An 18664-nucleotide genomic window follows, 5' to 3' on the forward strand; every position below is an offset into this window, starting at 1 on the left:
CGTCTACATGCTCTCTGGAGCCGAGACTCCCAGCAGGTTGAGTCCGTTGCGCAGTACCTGGCGTGCCGCCAGGATTAGCTTGATACGGGCGTCGCGCAGTGCCTCGTCCTCGATCAGGAACTTGTGGGCGTTGTAGTAGGTGTGGAAATCGTTGGCCAGCTCCCGCAGATAGTGGGTCAGTAGGTGAGGCTCCTCGTTGAGAGCCGCCGTCTCCACCACCTCCGGGTAGCGGGAGAGGCTGCTGAGCAGGGCCTGCTCGTGAGCCTCGCTGAGCCGCTCCAGGTTCTCGGTGCCGGCGCTGGGCTCGACTGAGATCTCCTTGTCGGCTGCCTGCTTCAGTACACTGCAGACCCGGGCATGGGCATACTGCACATAGTAGACCGGGTTGTCGCTAGACTGGGACTTGGCCAGATCCAGGTCGAAGTCGAGGTGCTGCTCGCACTTGCGCATTACATAGAAGAAGCGGGCGGCGTCGGCCCCTACCTCTTTGCGCAGCTCGCGCAGGGTGACGAACTCGCCGGAGCGGGTCGACATCTGTACCTTCTCGCCGCCCCGGTAGAGGATGGCGAACTGCACCAGCAGCACGTCGAGCTTGCTGGGGTCGTCCCCCACTGCCTGCATCGCTGCCTTCACTCGCGGCACATAGCCGTGGTGGTCAGCGCCCCAGATATCGATTACCCGCTCGAAGCCGCGCTCCAGCTTGTCCATGTGGTAGGCGATGTCGGAGGCGAAGTAGGTGGTCTGGCCGTTGTCCCGCACCACCACCCGGTCCTTTTCGTCGCCGTAGTCGGTGGATTTGAACCAGAGTGCGCCGTTCTTTTCATAGACGTGACCGGAACCACGCAGGCGCTCGATTGCCTTATTCACTGCGCCGGACTCGGTAAGGCTGCGCTCGGAGTACCACTCGTCGTAGTTGACGCCGAACAGCGAGAGGTCGTCACGGATGTCGTTAAGGATGGTGTTGAGCCCCAGTTCGAAGACGAAGCGGTAGCGGTTGTCGCCCAACAGCTGTTTGGCGCGGGCGATCAGGGCATCGATATGCGTTTCTTTGTCGCCGCCATCGGGTTCGTCGGCGGGGATATCGGCAAACACGTCGTCGGCGCTCTGCTTGTATGTCTCGCCGTGATCCCGGTGCAGGGTGGCTGCGATGTCCCAGACGTAGTCGCCTTTGTAACCATTCGAGGGAAAGGTCAGCCGCTCATCGCAGAGCTCCAGATAGCGCAGCCAGACCGAGGTGCCGAGGATATCCATCTGCCGGCCGGCATCGTTGACATAGTATTCGCGATGTACGTCGAAGCCGACTGCAGCGAGCAGATCCGCTACCACTGAGCCGTAGGCGGCGCCGCGGCCGTGGCCGACGTGTAGTGGGCCGGTTGGGTTGGCGGAGACGAATTCCACCTGCACCCTCTTGCCCTGGCCCAAGTTGCTGCGACCGTAATCCGGTCCCTGCTCCAGGATTGCCGGGACCAGGGCGTGATAGGCGTCGGCGCTGAGGTAAAAGTTAATGAAGCCGGGCCCGGCGATCTCGGTCTTTTCGATCATTGCCGAGGCGGGCAGGGCGGCCATCAGCTTCTCCGCCAGATCCCGGGGCTTACTGCGGGCGGGCTTGGCCAGCACCAGCGCGACGTTGGTGGCGAAGTCGCCATGGCGGGGATCGCGCGCGCGCTCGATGGTGGGGGAGGGCACTGCGTCGGCGGGGATCACGCCATGGTTGGCGAGTTGTGCCAAGGCGGTGGAGACCAACTGCTGGATCTGGTGCTTCATCTTCTTCCTGTTTGTATGAAAGGGGTCGGAGTCGACCCGGGGACGGAGCGGTGGAGGGGGGTGACAGACCTACGTTTTGTCGGCCCCCTCGTGGAGTCGATCACGGCTCCGAACCCTTTGAGATCAAACGATCAATAATAGCAGGAATGAGGTGTGGCGGGGCGACGCAAAATCGGATTGTGGTGGCCGGCGATATTACCGGCCACCGCCGTGTCTCGGTCAAAGTTTGAAATGGTTGGTCAGTTCTTTCAGCTGATCGGTCAGCTGGTGCAGTGTATTCACCTCGGCGTCGACCTGGCAGGCGTTTTTAGCCGAGGTCTGGGACAATTGACTGATCCCGGTGAGGCTCCGGTTGACCGCGCCCACCATCTGGCCCTGCTGTTCGGAGGCGGCAGCGACCTGGGTGTTCAGGCTGTTGATGGTTTCCACCGATTCCGTGATATGGGTCAGGTGATCGGCAACTTCGCCGGCCAGGGCAAGTGTGGCGTCAGCGCTGGAACGGCTCTTGTCCATAGCCTGTACCGTGGCGCCGGTCGTCTCCTGCAGACGGGTAGTCATCTGCTGGATCTCCTCTGTGGACTCCTGGGTGCGGCCGGCCAGGGTCCGCACCTCGTCCGCCACCACTGCAAAACCCCGGCCCTGGTCGCCGGCCCGTGCCGCTTCGATAGCAGCGTTCAGGGCCAGTAGATTGGTCTGTTCGGCAATACTGCGAATGACTGCCAGCACACTACCGATCTCTTTACTGTCGGCCGTCAGTTGGTAGAGTGCTTCGGTCGCTTGCTGAACCTCTTGTGACAATTGTTGCGTTACCTGCATGTTTTTCTGCATCAGATCCTGCCCGGCTCGGGTCGTATTAAGCGTGTCGTCTGTTGCATCGGCGGCGCTGGTAGCACTGCGGGCAATTTCCTGGGTGGCCATGGACATCTGCTCAACTGCATTGGCTACCTGGACCGTTTCCTGTTCCTGTTGTGCCAAGGTGGCGCTGCTGGTCCGGCTGACATCTGCCAACTGCTGCGCGCTGCCGGTAAGCTGGTCGCCGAGAGAGCTGATGTTGCCGACGGTGTGCTGCAGCTTTTCCACAAAGAGATTGAATGCCTGCCCGATGCGAGCCGTTTCGTGTTCACCTTCGGTGTCGAGTCGTTGGCTCAGATCGCCATCACCGGCGGCGATCTCCTGCAATGCGTCGATTACGGCTTCGAGCTTGTTGCCGATGGTGGCGCGATATACCAAGTAGAGGGTGCCGAGCATAACCGTGGCCAGCAGGAGCAGTGTGAGCGTCAGGTAGTTGCTAATGCGGGCGCCGTTGGCGAGTTGCTCGTCGATGGGCATCTCGATCTCGAGCACGCCGCGGACATCGCCTTTGCGCCAGTCGTTTTTCGGGGTGTCCGGATGGGAGTTGTGGCAGGCAACACAGATGTCGGCAACCATGAGATCGGCGATGCCGACCCGGACGAATGTACTGTCGCCCCGCTGTTCGGTGCGTGTGACCGGTGTGTCAGGGGTTTTGATCAAGCGCTCCCAGGCATCCCGTTGGAAGCTATCCAGGGTGCGGCTCTTCCGGTTGGGAAAGGGGAAAGCCGAGTAGAGTTTGATTTGGGTGCCCTGGTCTTTCAGCAGGGCGCTGAGGTCGTGGATCATGGTGGCGGGCAGGGGAATGCTATCGGACTCGCTGTGGTGATTGATGGAGGCATTGAGTCCGCCCTTGCCCACTACCTTTCCGATTACGTTGCGGGTGTAGTAGCTGCGCAGGCTCTTGAACTGGTTGACCATGGTCTTGGCCACCGCCAGGGCTTCCATTTCGGCATTCTGTTTTACCAATATCGGGGTGTACCAAGTGATCAGTGCCAGTCCAATGGCGAAGACACCTAGAATCGGAAAAAAGAGTCCCCAAAACAGGCTTTTTCTCATGGCAACGCTCCTCCCCGCCCCACAGGTTTATGCACCTCATACGCTCGGCAGCGGCAGCGAATTCTTAAACTGGTCGGGTGCGAATGGATAAAAAAGGGTGCAGTGAAGCGTCGCCAGTTTGCTGTCCAGACTTGATCAGAGGCTCCCTAAGCTACTCACACCCAGATGAGATGGAAAAAGAAAAGGTGGCCCGCACCTCGCACTGCACCGCCTATTTGCAACAGCGTAGAGTGATCGAGGTGGGTGAGATCGAACAGATCTTCACCCAGCGCTAGGATCTGCAAGAAGAGCCGCGAGGCGATGACGGGCAGATCCATAACGCCAGATGAGGCGGTGGATTTAGGTCCTGAAGTTTGTCGTCAGGGTCTCGAGCCGTTGCGCCACCCCTACCAATCCTGCGCCAGAGCGGGCGGTCTCCTGAGCAATGCGCGCGCTCTGTTCGGCCACCTGATTGATGGAGCTGATGTGTTGGTGGATCTCGTTGGTCGCAATGCTCTGCTGTTCGGCACTGGTGGCGATCTGGTTGTTCATCTCGGTTATCGAGTGGACCGAGTCGGCGATCGCTGTCAGGGATTCGCCGGTGCGGGCGGCCTGATCGACGCTCTGTTCTGCTCTTTCACGGCTCTCTTCCATGACTCGTACTGCCTCGCTGGTGCCGTTCTGCAGTTGTTCGATCATCGCCTGGATCTCGCTGGTGGACTCCTGCGTGCGTCCCGCTAGGGTGCGCACCTCATCTGCCACCACCGCAAAGCCCCGTCCCTGCTCGCCTGCCCGAGCCGCTTCGATAGCGGCATTCAGGGCCAGCAGGTTGGTCTGTTCAGCAATTCCCTTGATCACGTCGAGCACAGAGCCAATATTGCCTGCATCCGTTTCCAGTCGGTGGATTACTGCAGAGGCAGATTCAACTTCGGAGGCGAGTCCACTGATGCATTGGATGGATTTCTCGACAACATTTCTGCCTTCGTCGACGGCACTGTTGGCCTGACGTGCCGCCTCGGCTGCGTTGACGGCGCTGGTCGCAACCTGCTGCACACTGACCGCCATCTGATCCATCGCCTGGGCGACCTGGGCGGTTTTCGCCTGCTGACGTTGCATGCCCTCGCCAGACTCACGGGTGGCTTGAGAGAGTTGGCTAGCAGAGTCAGAGAGTTCGCCGATGGAGCTGTGGACCTGGCTAATCAGATTTCCCATCTGCGTGCGCAACTCGGACGCGGAGGTTGCCAGATCGCCAAACTCGTCGTCACGCGGCTCGATGGTGACGGGGGTGAAGTCGCCACTGGCAAAACGTTGCAGACAGGTAGAGAGCTGCCGGGTTGGTCTGACGACGGTCTGCTGGATGATCAGGAGCATTGCAATCGCGACCATAGCGGTTGTGATTCCAGACAAAATCAGGCTCCAGACCATGGCCGACTCTCCATCCGCCTTGAGCGTCTGGGTCTTGTCCTGTGCGTCGGCTGCGATCAGTTTGGCGGCCTTTGTCAGTCGGTTGGTAGGAGGCCTGTCTACTCCCTTGACCGCCATGTCGCCCGCCTTGGGGTCGAAGCCAGTTGCCTTGAATTGTGCAAGGCCATCTCGATAGGTGGAGCGGAGGGCTTGATGGTCTTCAATAAAGGCCTGGATCAGGCGTTGGGCCTGTGGATTCTGCAGCGATTTGGCGAGCTTGTAGGCGCGTTCGCTGATCTGTTTCTCCAATGCCTCAAAACGGCCCCAGTATTTACTCATGGAGTCGGACTGGTGGCCGCGCAGCAGTACGTTTTTCCACTCCTGCACCTGTTTTTTGAAATCGGACTGCAGAAGCAGTGCCTCACGTTCATTTCTGAACTGCACACTGATGGCGTGATCGTAGGCGTTGAGCACATGTGAAAGGGTAAAAAAACCGTACGTTGTCGCCACTCCGATAAGCATAGCGCCGAGGCTTAGCAACAGGATCATGCGGGTTTTCAGGCTATGGAGATTGAATGGCATCAGGAGGCCCCGTTTTCGCTGGAGATGAAGCAGAAGTTGCCAACCATTGGCGTCTGATGCGGCTTTTTCTTGAGTGGTACCCTTGAATGGTGTTTGAGATGTGCGCTTGGTGGGTGGTCAGAGCATCTCCTGCGGATCCACATCGATCGACCAGCGTACCCGCCTGGCTTCGGGGAGATCGCGGAGCTGCTTTAGCCAGCCGCTCAGCCACCCCTGCAGCAGACGACGCTCGCCCGCCTGGATCAGCAGCTGGGCGCGAGTGCGGCCGGCGCGCCGCTCCATCGGTGCGGGTACCGGCCCCCACAGCTCGATGCCTCGGCTCTGTGCTGCCTGTCGCCCCAGTTCGGCCGCACGCTGTAGAAAAGCGAGCGGCAGCTCGGCCTGATTCGCCTCAGCGCGTAGCAGTGCCTGGTGGCTGAACGGCGGTAGCTGTGCCAGCTGGCGCTCCTGCAGCGCCTCCCGGGCAAACGCGGCATAGCCTTGCTGCACCAGCGTCTGCAGCAGCGGATGGTCCGGGTAACGGGTCTGGATCAACACCCGTCCTGGGTGGTCGCCGCGACCGGCGCGGCCCGCGACCTGGATGATCAGCTGGGCGGTGCGCTCGGGAGCACGATAGTCGGCGCTGAACAGCCCCTGGTCCACATCAATGATCCCGACTAGTGCGACGTTCGGAAAGTGGTGCCCTTTAGCCAACATCTGGGTGCCGATCAGCAACGGATAGTCACCCCGCCGGATCGCCTTGAGATAGTGCTCCAGGCTGCCCTTGCGGCGGGTCGAGTCGCGGTCGATGCGCGCCAGTGCAACCTCGGGAAAACGTCTCTGCAGGAGATCTTCGATGCGCTCTGTGCCCTGCCCCAGTGGGCGTAGCTCACTGCTGCCGCAGTCGGGGCAGTGGGCCGGCTGGCGACGTTGATGACCGCAGTGGTGACACCAGAGCAGGTTGGATGACTTGTGTAGGGTCATGCGGGCATCACAGCGCGGACAATCGGAGATCCAGCCACAGGCATGGCAGGTGATCACCGGGGCGAAGCCACGCCGATTGAGAAACAGCATCGCCTGATTGCCCTGTTCAAGTGTCGCTGCGATCTGCTCGATCAGCTGGGGCGAGAGGCCGGCCTCGAGCCTTATGCGGCTGGTGTCGAGCAGGCGGATCTCGGGCAACTGCGCGCTGCCGGCGCGGGTCGGCAGTGACAGCTGTTGATAGCGTCCCAGCTCGACATTTTGCAGGCTCTCCAGGGAGGGGGTGGCGGATCCCAGCAGCAGCGGACAGTTGTTCTGCTGAGCCCGTACTACGGCCAGATCCCGGGCGGAGTAGCGGAACCCCTCCTGCTGCTTGAGCGAAAGATCGTGCTCCTCGTCGACGATGATCAGGCGCAGCCGGGGCAGCGGGACGAAGATCGCCGAGCGGGTGCCGATGATCAGCTGGCTCTCGCCGAGCCGTGCGGCGTGCCAGCCCTCCTCCCGCTCGCCCTCGGAGAGAGCGGAGTGGAGGCGGGTGATGTGACATCCAAGGCGTTGCTCGAAGCGGCGTGTCAGCTGCGGCGTGAGGCCGATCTCTGGTACCAGCACCAGCACCTGGCCATCCCCGGTGAGCAGCTGTTCGATCAGTTTGAGATAGACCTCTGTCTTGCCGCTGCCGGTGACCCCGTCGAGCAGAAAGGCCTGAAACCCCCCGAAGGCGCTGCTGACCCTCTCCACTGCCTGCTGCTGATAGGAGGTGAGCGTTGGGCCGCTGACTGGAGTGTCTGGCGGCTGCGTGGAGTGTAGGGTGCAGGGTTCGATCCAGGCCTTCTGCTGCAGGCTGCGCAATGCCGAGAGCGTCTCACCGAACTGCCGCTTCAGCTGCTCTCTGCTAAGCCCTGCGGGATGTGTAGCAAACAGCTTCAGCAGTTGCCGCTGACGCGGTGCCCGAGTGAGTGAGTCGGGATCCTGCTGCTCTCCCAGTGCAGAAATTCGCCAACCCTCCGGCCGAGCGCGTTGGATACTGCGGCCGCTGCGCAAGCGGCTTGGCAGGGCGTGAAAGATCACGTCGCCCAATGGGTGCTGGTAGTAGCTGGCGGCCCAGCGCAGCAGCTTGAGATCAGCCTCCAGCAGCAGGGGGCTCTCGTCAAGCTGTTGCAGGGCGGGCTTCAGCCGTGAGTGGTCGACCGCCGATTCGCTGCTGTTCTCAAGCAGGATGGCGCAGCGCTTTTGGCGGCCAAATGGCACCAGAAGACGCACTCCAGGTTGCGCCTGGAAGGGGGCAGGGTCTGGCGGGAGATAGTCGAAGCTCTGATCGAGCGGACCGGGCAGGACGACGCGGAGAAAGCGCTGAGGTTGCATGAGGCGGAGCCTAGCATGGCCTGTTGTTTTTTCGCCAAAAAACCTTGCTACGCTTGAGTGTCGAGAGGACGCTTATCCACACTTCCTGTGGATAAAGTTGTGGATTTTCTCTGTGAAAAACTCCTAAGGTCGCGAAAACAAAGGCTTTCGGGAAATTGCCCGATTATTGGTCAAAAGTGTTAAATCCATAAATATCAATGAGATAGGTCTGCTAATCGCTGTATGCGCCAATCTATTGACAAATGCGAGGCTGTTGTGGAATGGCGTGTGAATAAACACCCTCATCCGATCCTCAAGGCGTATTCGGCTGCGTTCCCTATCTTGTTGTTGTTAGACAACTTATGACCCCTGTGGGAATATGCTTCGCTGCCAGCGAGGAGCACAAAAAGTGCTCCGTGGTGGTTTTTTCATCTTTATCCGCACTTTTGAGGTGATTGATGTCAGCCTGGCAGCAGATTGCAGAACAGATCGCCCAGGTCACAGGTGAAGCCTTTGATCCGCTGCCGCCGAATGGTATCGGCGGAGGCTGTATCAACACTACGCAACGGCTACGCGATAGCGAGCGCAGCTTTTTTCTCAAACTCAATAGCGCCTCCCTGATCGCCATGTTCGAGGCGGAGGCTGATGGTCTGCAGGCGCTGGCAGCCAGCGGTACGCTTCGGGTGCCGCGCCCGATCTGTCACGGCGTCGCGTCCGGGCAGGCTTATCTGGTGTTGGAATATATCGAGATGGGCCATGCCGGCGGCAGTAGTGCCGCCCTAGCCGGGCGTCAGCTGGCGCAGATGCATCGCTGCAGCGATGCCCGCTTCGGCTGGATCAGGGACAACACCATCGGCTCCACCCCGCAGCAGAATGCCCCGCACCACGACTGGATCCATTTCTGGCGGGCGCAGCGCCTCGGCTTTCAACTTCAGCTGGCGGAGCAGAACGGCTACGGTTGGGTCCTGCAGCCGCTGGGCGAGCGTCTGCTGGAGCAGTTTCCGGCGCTGATCGAGCATGCCCCGGTCCCCTCGCTGCTGCATGGCGACCTGTGGGGCGGCAACCTCGCCTACGATCAGGCAGGTAATCCGGTGATCTTCGATCCAGCGGTCTACTACGGTGATCGTGAGGCGGATCTGGCGATGACCGAGCTGTTTGGCGGGTTCAGCCTGGATTTCTACGCCGCCTATCAGGAGGCCTGGCCCCTCGATCCAGGCTATCCGGTGCGCAAGCGCCTCTACAACCTCTACCACATCCTCAACCATCTCAACATGTTTGGTGGCGGTTATCTGGGACAGGCGGCGGGGATGATGGAGGGCCTGCTGGCTGAGATCGGCTAGCCCCAAAGTTGCGTCTGGTGCCGGCAGCGTCCCTGCTATTTCAAGGTTTCGGGGCGGAAAATGGATAAAAACCCCGGATCAAAGCGAGCAACTCCAATAGAATAGGGCCCGCCATGAATATTTATCTGATTGCTGTGGGTAACCGCATGCCCCGTTGGGTGGATGAGGGTTACCAGGAGTATGCTCGCCGCCTGCCGGGCGAGTGTGCGCTCAAACTGGTAGAGATCGCCCCAGGCCACCGCGGCAAGGGGGCGGATATTCGCCGCACCTTGAGAGATGAGGGTGAGCGCATGCTGAAGGCGATCCCCAAGGGGTGCAGGGTAGTGGCGTTGGAAGTGGGGGGGCGCAGCTGGAGCACCGAGGCGCTGTCGCAGCAGATGGAGAGTTGGATGGCCGATGGCCGGGATCTGGCGCTGCTGGTGGGTGGTCCGGAGGGGTTGGCGCCGGCGTGTCAGGCGTGTGCCGAGCAACGCTGGTCGCTCTCCGCCCTGACCCTGCCCCATCCGTTGGTGCGGGTGCTGCTGGCAGAGCAGCTCTACCGCGGCTGGAGCCTGTTGCGCAACCACCCCTACCACCGGGCTTGATTAGGGCCTGTCCACACTAAGAAAATCGTCGCGTTGCCGCCTGAAATCAGGCCAGGCAAGGCGCAAGGAGAGAAGTTTAGTGAGACTAAATAAGCGACGAGCAATGCCTGGCCTGATTTCAGGCACAATCCGAAGGGACGGGGCCATTTTTCCGCAATCCGGCATTACCGCTCATTTGTGCAGACTAACCACACGGCATTCGCGGTGCTTTGTCTTGCGAAAAAATGGCCACCGTCGCGGTGATTTTCTTAGTGTGAATAGGCCCTAGGATGGCGGCAGCGCAGATCATTCTCGCCTCCCGCTCACCACGGCGCGCGGAACTGCTGCGGCAGATCGGCGTCGATTTTGAACAGATCGATGTGGAGGTCGACGAGACACCGTTGGCCGGCGAGGCCCCGCAAGCGTATGTGTTGCGTCTGGCGCGGCAGAAGGCGGCTGCGGCGCGCCGCGCCCAGGGCCAGCAGCTGGAGCTGCCGGTATTGGCCGCCGACACGGCAGTGATCGTCGATGGGCAGATCCTTGGCAAGCCGACTGACCGGGCCGATGGCATCGCCATGTTGCAGCAGCTCTCGGCGCGCAGTCACCTGGTCCTCAGCGGAGTGGCGTTGGCCGATGCGCGGGGCGAACAGGCGATGCTCAGCCAGAGCCGGGTGACCTTCCGCGCGTTGGCGTTGTCAGAGATTGAGGCCTATTGGGAGACCGGCGAGCCGCTGGACAAGGCCGGGGCCTACGGGATCCAGGGCCTGGCCGCACTGTTTATCACCGAGCTGCAGGGTAGCTACTCCGGGGTGATGGGGCTACCGCTCCACGAGACCGGTGAGCTGCTGCGGCAAGCAGCGCTGCCTCTGTTGGGCAACAATAATAGTAACGGGTAGTGTCTGAATATGAGTGAAGAGATCCTGATCAATGTGACGCCCCCTGAGACCCGCGTGGCGGTGATCGAAAACGGCGTGGTGCAGGAAATCATCATCGAGCGCACCGGCAATCGGGGGTTGGTCGGCAACATCTATAAAGGCAAGGTGTGCCGAGTGCTGCCGGGCATGCAGGCGGCGTTTGTTGATATCGGCCTAGAGCGCGCCGCCTTTCTGCACGCCTCCGACATTAACCATGCCAATGGTGGCAGAGGCAATGGTAACGGCGAGTCGCGTTATGAGTCGATCAGCGAGCTGCTGCGGGAGGGGCAGCCGGTCATCGTGCAGGTGCTAAAGGACCCACTTGGTACCAAGGGCGCGCGCCTCACCACCAACATCTCGATCCCATCCCGCTATCTGGTCTTCATGCCCTCACTGGGCACTGTTGGCATCTCACAGAAGATCGAGGATGAGGCGGAGCGCGCCCGCTTGCGCGAGCAGCTCAGCGCCTTGCCGGACGAGGAACGGGTCGGCGGCTTCATTGCCCGCACCGCAGCGGAGGGGGCTTCCAGCGAGGCGTTGCAGGCCGACATGCGTTTTCTCTCGCGGCTGTGGGCCTCGATCCAGGAGCGGGTGCGCAACGCCCAGGGCGTCGAACTGGTGCATGAGGATCTGCCGCTGGCGCTGCGCTCGCTGCGTGATCTGGTCGGGCCCGATGTGGAGAAGGTGCGCATCGACTCCCGCTCGACGCACGGCAAGGCGATCGAGTTTGTGCAGCAGTTCATCCCAGAGATCAAGCGGCAGGTCGAATACTATCCCGGCGAGCGCCCGGTGTTCGAGCTCTACGGCGTGGAGGATGAGATCCAGAAGGCGCTGGAGCGTAAGGTGCAGCTCAAGTCGGGCGGGCATCTAGTGATCGACCAGACCGAGGCGATGACCACCATCGACGTCAATACCGGCGCCTTTGTCGGCCATCGCAACCTCGAGGAGACCATCTTCAAGACCAACCTGGAGGCGGCCCAGGCGATCTGCCGCCAGCTACGGCTGCGCAACTTGGGCGGCATCATCATCATCGACTTTATCGACATGACCGACCCGGAGCATCGCCGTCAGGTACTGCGGGCGTTGGAACGCTGCCTCTCCCACGATCATGCGCGTACCCACATCACCGAGGTCTCCTCCCTGGGGCTGGTGGAGATGACCCGTAAGCGCACCCGTGAGTCCCTCGAGCACATCCTCTGCCAGCCCTGCCCCTGCTGTGCCGGACGTGGTTCGACCAAGACCGCGGAGACGATCTGTTACGAGATCTTTCGCGAGATTCTGCGCGAGGCGCGGCAGTTCGATGTGGAGTCGCTACTGGTGCTCGCCTCTCAGGAGGTGATCGACCGGCTGCTCGACGAGGAGGCGAGCCATCTGGCGGAGCTGGAGCAGTTCATTGGACGACCGATCAGACTACAGGCGGAAGTACTCTATGGCCAGGAACACTTCGATGTGGTCCTGATCTGACGCCTGTGCGATGTCCAAGCGCCTAAAAATCCTCGCCTCTCCCATCTCTTATCTCGGCTGCAGCGTGATCATCGCGCTGGCGATCCTGCTTAGTCTGCTGCGCCTGATCCTGCCGCAGCTCGACCTGGAGCCCCTACGGGAGGATATCCAGGTGCTGGTGAGTGAGACGGCCGGGGTGCCGGTGCAGTTCGAGCAGGTCAACGTGAAGATCCTTGGTCCCCATCTTGCACTGGTTCTCAGGCAGGTCGATCTGATGGATGAGCAGGGGCGCGAGACCCTGCTGCGGGTTGGTGAGGTGCGGGTCGACCTCGATCTGGTCGGCAGTCTGCTGGCAGGTGAGATACGCCTCGGCCATGTGGAGCTGCGCGACACCCGCCTGCTGCTGGTGGAGCGATCGGATGGCCGGATTGAGCTGCAGGGTGGGCTCACATCTTCGGCGTCTGGGCAGGGCGATCTGAGGTTGCCGTTTCTGCGCCACAGCAGCCTGCGCCTGCTGGAGTCAGAATTCTACTGGGTCAAGGAGAGCGGTTCAGTCCCGCCGCTGCGCATCTACGATATCGATATGGAGCTGCGTAACCGGGGCAGGGAGCACCAGTTCATCCTCAGGGCCGGGCTCGATAGCAAGAGCCAGGGTGAGATCCGCCTGATCGCCGATCTGCATGAGCGGGGCGGAAAGCAGCTCCTCCTGGATGGCCAGATCTACCTGTTAGCAGAGGGGTTGAACTTGGCGCATCTGCCGGCTGCGCTGCAGCCGGCTGGTCACCAGGTGGGGGATGGGGCGCTGCGACTGCAGTTGTGGGGCGATGTGGAGCAGAGCCGGCTGCAGCAGGTGACGGGTGACTGGGAGCTGCGGGATCTGCTGATCTCCGGAGGAGAGCCAATTCAGCATCTGGGGCTGGAAAACCTCTCGGCCAAAATCGACTGGCGGAAGTTGCCGCAGGGCTGGCGCCTCGACCTGAATCATTTGACCCTGGTGCGCAACAGTCGGCTCTGGCCGCCGGGTCGGTATAGTCTTGAGTGGGTACGCGACCGGCAAGCGGTGCGATTGCGCGCCGGAGCCGACTATCTCTCTGTAAAAGATGTGTCGGAGTTTGCTGCGCTGTTTCTGGCGCCCGATGCCGAGGCATTCAAGGTGCTGCTTGGGCTCTCTCCACAGGGTGATATGAGCCGCTTCCGCTTTGCGCTGGACCTGCCCGATCAGGGCCCACCACGTTGGCAGACCCGAGGCCGCCTGACTAGCTACAGACATACTGCCTGGCAGCAGATACCGGGGCTGGAGGGGCTGCGGCTGGAGTTCGCTGGTGGTGACCAAGGTGGCAGGGTGTGGCTGGAGTCGGACCAGTTTAGCGCCGATTTCGGTGACCTGTTCCGCACCCCGCTGCAGGCGAGCCGACTCAAGGGCGAACTGGAATGGCACCTCCGCCCCGGTGAGATGCTGCGCCTCAGCAGCTCCCATCTTTACATGAAAACCCCTCATGTTGAGACACTCTCTCGACTCGATATTCAGGTGCCCTTGGCGGGCGGTGTGCCGCTGCTCGATATGCAGACCGACTTCTGGAATGGTGATGGGGCGGAGAAGAGTCGCTACCTGCCGACCCGGATCATGCCGCCGGAACTGACCGACTGGCTCGACCGGGCCATCGTCGGCGGTCAGGTGACTGCCGGCTCGTTTCTGCTCTATGGGCCGCTCGATCGCTTCCCTTTTACCGGCCAGGAGGGGCGCTTCGAGGTGCTGTTCGGTGTTGAACAGGCGGTGCTGGACTATATGCCGGAGTGGCCGCGCATCGAAGAGGCCACTGCCGAGGTCCACTTCCTCAACAATAGCCTGAAGATTCGACTCTATGAGGGGCGTCTGCTCGACAGCCAGCTCACCACCGGCCGGGTGGTGATCGATGAGCTGGATCGGGCCGACGAGGTGCAGATTCGCGTGAGCCTGGAGGGGCCCTTCAACGATGCCGCCAGGGTGTTGGGCGAAACTCCTCTGAAGGCTCATTTCGAGCGATTTCTCAAGCAGCTGAAGCTGGGCGGAGAGTGTCGTTTGAGCCTCAATTTCAACGTGCCGCTGCTGGAGAGCAAACCGTTTCGTTTCAACGGCGTGGTCGATCTGGAAAACGCCAGGCTGGGTGTGGAACAGTGGGATCTGGCGCTGGAGTCGGTCGAGGGGCGCCTGGTCATCGATCAGCACAAGCTACAGGGGCAGGATATCCAGGCGCGGCTGTTTGGCGAGTCGGTACAGGTCAACGTGTTGCCACAGACGGATGCAGATGGGCCGCGCAGCCGTGTCGAGATCGCCCTGCCACTGCGGGTGGAACAATTGCAACGACAGTTTCCGCAGCTGGCGGACTACCCACTCACAGGTAGCAGCGAGGCTCGTCTGGTGCTCGATATCGCCCACGCCGAGGCTGCCGAAACGCCACTGCGCCTGTCGCTTGAGTCGGAACTGCGAGGCCTGGCTGTCGATCAGCCGCAGCCGCTGGGTAAGCAGGCTGGAGAGCGTCGCCCGCTCAAGTTGTTGTTTGAGTTTCAGGCCGATGAACGGTTTGAACTGCAGGCGGAGTATGGTCCCAAACTGAAGGCGCATCTGGCGGGGCGGGCGGAGGGGCGGATCGAGCGCGGCGAGATCGTCGTGGGTGGTGCAGCGCCACGCCTGCCAGCACAGCCGGGGCTGCAGGTGCGAGGCCAGCTCAACGAGCTTGATCTCGATCAGTGGGTGCGGCAACTGTCGTCCCACTGGCAGAGTCCTGGGCATCAGGAAGGCCTGCTCGAATCCCTCGACCTGCAGGTCGAGCAGCTCAAGCTGGCGGGGGTCGAACAGCGCGATGCCCATCTGCAGATCACACAGATGGATGATGCCTGGTGGTTGCAGCTGCAGTCGGACAAGATGGATGGCGGCCTGCGCATCCCAACGGTGCTTGAGAGCGAGCCACTGTATGGGCGATTCAAGCTGTGGAGCCTCGAGACCTCGCACTGGTTTGCTGATGAGCCGGAGGCAGAGCAGGTGTCGGTGGTGCCCTCTGCAGTGGTTGACCCGCGACAATTGCCGGGGCTCAATCTGGAGGTGGAGCAGCTGCAGATCAACGGACGAGCGTTTGGTCGGGTAGAGATGAAGTGGAGTAAGACCCCGGATGGGCTGCAGCTTGATCGCTTTGCGCTGAACGGTGAGCGCCTGGAACTGCTCGCCACCGGCCACTGGTCGAGACGCGGCAGCGGAGACAGCAGCGCCTATCAGGTGACGGGGAATGCCGCCAATTTGGGGCAGCTGCTATCGGATCTGGGGATCAGTGCCACCATCGAGAAAGCCTCGCTGGCACTGCAGGCCAATCTGTGGGCAGAACGGTCACCGCTGGACCTTTCGTTGGCGGATCTGGAGGGTGAGTTTTCCCTGAATGTGGGACCAGGCTCGGTGCCTGATGTGGACCCTGGCATGGGAGGGGTGATTGTGCTGTTCAGTCTGCGCGGCCTGATCAACCGTCTGACTCTCGATTTCAGTGACATCACACCTGGGGGCTTTATCTTCGAGGGTATCAGCGGCCAGTTCGATCTGAAACAGGGCAATGCCTATACTGAAAACCTGCGGCTGGAGAGCCCGGTGGCGCGTATCGACATCAGCGGTCGTACCGGATTGAAGGCACAGGACTATGAGCAGCTGGTGAGGGTCACGCCGCGGGTCAGTTCGACCCTGCCGCTGTTCGGGGCGCTGGCACTCAATCCGTCGGTGGGGATCGCCCTGATGATTGCGCAGCCGCTGATCGGCGAGGGGGTCGACAGGATTGCCCGGGTGGAGTACCGGGTCAGCGGCAGCTGGGACAAGCCTCGTTTCGAGAAGATCGAACGTACTCCGGTAGCGGAATTTGATGAGACAGAGCTGCCATAGGGGGCCGGTAGCCTCTAATCTGCCATCGGTCTGGGCCTGTGCTGGTTCGCCTCAAGCCAATGATGCTATCCTGCGAGCTTTTCGGGGAGACCCGCAACATGACCAGAGATAATCTGGTCTGCCGGCCCGGCCACTGGACAACCGCCTGTCTGCCGGGGCACGGCAGGAGAGAGCGTTTCACAGGTAGTTTATGAGTCAGAACAGAAGCAAGATCGCCGCCATCCAGATGGCAACCAGCCCAAATGTCAGCGCCAACCTGCTGGAGGCTGAGCGCCTGATCGCAGAGGCGGCAGAGAGTGGTGCCGGTCTGGTTGTGTTGCCGGAGAACTTTGCCTTCATGGGCGAGCACGACCGGGATATGTGCACCCTTGCTGAGGCGCAGGGTGACGGTCCACTGCAGGAATTTCTCAGCCAGATGGCGAGCCGCTATGGGGTCTGGATCGTCGGCGGCACCATCCCGATGCGCGCTGAGGTGGCCTCCAAGGTGCGCGCCGCCTGTATCGTCTTCAACAGCGCGGGCCAGCAGGTGGCGCGCTACGATAAGATTCACCTGTTTGATGTGGACCTGCTGGAGGCAGACGAGCACTATCAGGAGTCGGCCACCATTGAGGCCGGTGAGCGGGCGGTGGTGGTAGATAGCCCATTTGGCCGGCTCGGCGTGGCGGTCTGCTACGACCTGCGCTTTCCCGAACTGTTCCGCCGTCTGCTTGAACTGGGGGCGGAGGTATTTGTCATCCCCTCCGCCTTCACCGCGATCACCGGCAAGGCCCACTGGCAGACCCTGGTGCGCGCCCGCGCCATCGAAAACCTCGCATTTGTAGTAGCCGCGGCCCAGGGCGGATACCATGTAAATGGCCGAGAGACCCACGGCCACAGCATGATCGTCGATCCCTGGGGCACGATTCTGGCCCAGGTGCCGCGCGGCACCGGCTCGGTGAGCTGCGTGCTCGACCGGGACTATCAGGATACAATCCGCCGCAGCTTTCCGACCATCAAACACCGTCGCGACGAGATCGTTTGAGCTGCCGCCCCACCTCTCTCTTTCACTACAGCTTGAGTGCCTCGGCGATGCGTCGCAGGCCGTTGGAGAAGCATGTCTGAACTGATTCAAATCGCCAACCAGTCGATCCTCGAACCTGCCGGCCTAGCCGAGCGGGATCTCGAACGGATGCTGGCAGAGCTGAACGGCAGCGGCGTGGATGCCGCTGACATCTACTTTCAGTCGAGCCGACTGGAGTCCTGGGTGCTGGAGGATGGGCTGATCAAGGAGGGCGCCCACAACATCTCCCAGGGTGCCGGCATCCGCGCCATCAGCGGTGAGAAGACCGGCTTTGCCTACTCCGATGAGCTGCAGTTTCCGGCTCTGATTAATGCCGCCAAGGCGGCCCGGGCGATCGTGCGCAGCGGCACCGAGGGCTCAGTGAAGGTCAGCAGTGTGCCGGGGTCGCGACAGCTCTATGCGCCGATCAATCCGCTGCCGAGCCTCAGCGAGGCAGAGAAGATCGAGCTGCTGCGGCGGGTCGATGCCGAGGCGAGGAAGCAGGATCCGCGAGTCAAGCAGGTGATCGTCAGCCTGGTGGGGGCCCACGACGTGGTGATGGTGGCCGATCTCGAGGGTCGCCTGAACGCAGACGTACGGCCGCTGGTTAGGCTCAACGTGCACGTCATCGTCGAGCAGGGCGAGCGTCGCGAGCAGGGCTCCAGCGGTGGCGGCGCCCGCGGTAGCTTTCAGTTCCTGCTCGATGAGGAGCGCGCGCTTGGTTACGCTCGTGAGGCGGTGCGCCAGGCGCTGGTTAACCTGGAGGCGGTGGCCGCGCCGGCCGGCGTCCTGCCGGTGGTGCTCGGTCCTGGCTGGCCCGGGGTGTTGCTGCACGAGGCAGTGGGCCACGGTCTGGAGGGGGATTTCAATCGCAAGGGCACCTCCGCCTTCAGCGGTCGACTTGGCGAACAGGTCGCCTCCAGCTGTTGCACGGTTGTGGACGATGGCACCCTGCCGGGGCGGCGCGGCTCGCTCTCCATCGACGACGAGGGGGTGGAGAGCCAGGACACGGTGCTGATCGAAAACGGTATCCTCAAGGGCTATATGCAGGATCGCCACAACGCCCGCCTGATGGGGGTGGAATCGACCGGCAACGGCCGACGCGAATCCTACGCCCATCTGCCGATGCCGCGCATGACCAACACCTATATGCTGCCTGGTGAGCACGATCCGCAGGAGATCATCGCCTCGGTGGAGCGGGGGCTGTATGCGGTCAACTTCGGTGGTGGCCAGGTGGACATCACCTCAGGGCGCTTTGTGTTCTCCGCCAGCGAGGCCTACCTGATCGAAAACGGCAAGGTGACCGCGCCAGTGAAGGGCGCCACCCTGATCGGCAATGGCCCGGAGGCGATGACTCGGATCAGCATGGTCGGCAACGACCTAGAGCTCGATCCAGGCATCGGAGTCTGCGGCAAAGAGGGGCAGAGTGTGCCGGTGGGCGTTGGCCAGCCGACCCTCAAGCTGGATGAGCTGACCGTGGGCGGGACCGGTACCTGAATGCAGTGCCAGCACTTGCCGATCCTATCGAAACA

General features: G+C 61.7%; 11 protein-coding genes. 7 read left to right on the forward strand and 4 right to left on the reverse strand.

All coding sequences use genetic code 11. The features are described from left to right. Nucleotides 1–3 precede the first annotated feature (3 nt). From argS to Ga0074115_RS00210, 4 genes are all read right to left on the reverse strand, one after another. On the reverse strand, nt 4–1764 hold the full coding sequence (gene argS, locus Ga0074115_RS00195; RefSeq protein WP_060528089.1) for an arginine--tRNA ligase: 1761 nt from the start codon (nt 1762–1764) through the stop codon (nt 4–6). Between the two features lie 219 nt (nt 1765–1983). Then, nucleotides 1984–3672: a methyl-accepting chemotaxis protein gene (locus tag Ga0074115_RS00200; protein WP_060528090.1), complete on the reverse strand. Its 1689-nt coding sequence runs from the start codon at nt 3670–3672 to the stop codon at nt 1984–1986. 339 nt (nt 3673–4011) lie between these two features. Further along, nucleotides 4012–5637 (reverse strand): methyl-accepting chemotaxis protein, encoded by a 1626-nt coding sequence (locus tag Ga0074115_RS00205; protein WP_057955497.1) that lies wholly within the window; start codon nt 5635–5637, stop codon nt 4012–4014. A gap of 117 nt (nt 5638–5754) precedes the next feature. Further along, on the reverse strand, nt 5755–7959 hold the full coding sequence (locus Ga0074115_RS00210; RefSeq protein ID WP_057955496.1) for a primosomal protein N': 2205 nt from the start codon (nt 7957–7959) through the stop codon (nt 5755–5757). Nucleotides 7960–8396: 437 nt separating this feature from the next. Between Ga0074115_RS00210 and Ga0074115_RS00215 the strand changes: the two genes are divergently transcribed. The 7 genes from Ga0074115_RS00215 (at nt 8397) to tldD (ending at nt 18629) form a co-directional block, all read left to right on the forward strand. After that, the gene (locus Ga0074115_RS00215) at nt 8397–9278 is read left to right on the forward strand and encodes a fructosamine kinase family protein (RefSeq protein ID WP_057955495.1); all 882 of its coding nucleotides are present in this window, start codon (nt 8397–8399) and stop codon (nt 9276–9278) included. A 113-nt stretch (nt 9279–9391) separates the two neighbouring features. Further along, complete coding sequence (gene rlmH, locus Ga0074115_RS00220) at nt 9392–9862, forward strand: 23S rRNA (pseudouridine(1915)-N(3))-methyltransferase RlmH (RefSeq protein ID WP_057955494.1); 471 nt, start codon at nt 9392–9394, stop codon at nt 9860–9862. Nucleotides 9863–10131: 269 nt separating this feature from the next. Beyond that, the gene (locus Ga0074115_RS00225; protein ID WP_057955493.1) at nt 10132–10737 is read left to right on the forward strand and encodes a Maf family protein; all 606 of its coding nucleotides are present in this window, start codon (nt 10132–10134) and stop codon (nt 10735–10737) included. A 9-nt stretch (nt 10738–10746) separates the two neighbouring features. Further along, nucleotides 10747–12219, forward strand: coding sequence for a ribonuclease G (gene rng / locus Ga0074115_RS00230; RefSeq protein WP_060528091.1), 1473 nt, complete (start codon nt 10747–10749; stop codon nt 12217–12219). Nucleotides 12220–12229: 10 nt separating this feature from the next. Then, the gene (locus Ga0074115_RS00235; RefSeq protein ID WP_057955492.1) at nt 12230–16093 is read left to right on the forward strand and encodes a YhdP family protein; all 3864 of its coding nucleotides are present in this window, start codon (nt 12230–12232) and stop codon (nt 16091–16093) included. 190 nt (nt 16094–16283) lie between these two features. Further along, complete coding sequence (locus Ga0074115_RS00240) at nt 16284–17114, forward strand: carbon-nitrogen hydrolase family protein (RefSeq protein ID WP_057955491.1); 831 nt, start codon at nt 16284–16286, stop codon at nt 17112–17114. A gap of 72 nt (nt 17115–17186) precedes the next feature. Beyond that, nucleotides 17187–18629, forward strand: a complete 1443-nt coding sequence (gene tldD, locus Ga0074115_RS00245; RefSeq protein WP_057955490.1) for a metalloprotease TldD — start codon at nt 17187–17189, stop codon at nt 18627–18629. Nucleotides 18630–18664 lie beyond the last annotated feature (35 nt).

Origin of the sequence: endosymbiont of Ridgeia piscesae, from assembly GCF_001443665.1 — a bacterium.
In the GTDB taxonomy this organism is placed as follows: Bacteria; Pseudomonadota; Gammaproteobacteria; order Chromatiales; family Chromatiaceae; genus Endoriftia; species Endoriftia persephonae.

Coding starts and splice junctions, on each gene's coding strand:
- Ga0074115_RS00240 (WP_057955491.1), top strand. CDS start 16,284: ATGAGTCAGAACAGAAGCAAGATCGCCGCCATCCAGATGGCAACCAGC.
- rng (WP_060528091.1), top strand. CDS start 10,747: ATGAGTGAAGAGATCCTGATCAATGTGACGCCCCCTGAGACCCGCGTG.
- Ga0074115_RS00200 (WP_060528090.1), bottom strand. CDS start 3,672: ATGAGAAAAAGCCTGTTTTGGGGACTCTTTTTTCCGATTCTAGGTGTC.
- Ga0074115_RS00210 (WP_057955496.1), bottom strand. CDS start 7,959: ATGCAACCTCAGCGCTTTCTCCGCGTCGTCCTGCCCGGTCCGCTCGAT.
- Ga0074115_RS00225 (WP_057955493.1), top strand. CDS start 10,132: ATGGCGGCAGCGCAGATCATTCTCGCCTCCCGCTCACCACGGCGCGCG.
- rlmH (WP_057955494.1), top strand. CDS start 9,392: ATGAATATTTATCTGATTGCTGTGGGTAACCGCATGCCCCGTTGGGTG.
- argS (WP_060528089.1), bottom strand. CDS start 1,764: ATGAAGCACCAGATCCAGCAGTTGGTCTCCACCGCCTTGGCACAACTC.
- Ga0074115_RS00215 (WP_057955495.1), top strand. CDS start 8,397: ATGTCAGCCTGGCAGCAGATTGCAGAACAGATCGCCCAGGTCACAGGT.
- Ga0074115_RS00235 (WP_057955492.1), top strand. CDS start 12,230: ATGTCCAAGCGCCTAAAAATCCTCGCCTCTCCCATCTCTTATCTCGGC.
- tldD (WP_057955490.1), top strand. CDS start 17,187: ATGTCTGAACTGATTCAAATCGCCAACCAGTCGATCCTCGAACCTGCC.
- Ga0074115_RS00205 (WP_057955497.1), bottom strand. CDS start 5,637: ATGCCATTCAATCTCCATAGCCTGAAAACCCGCATGATCCTGTTGCTA.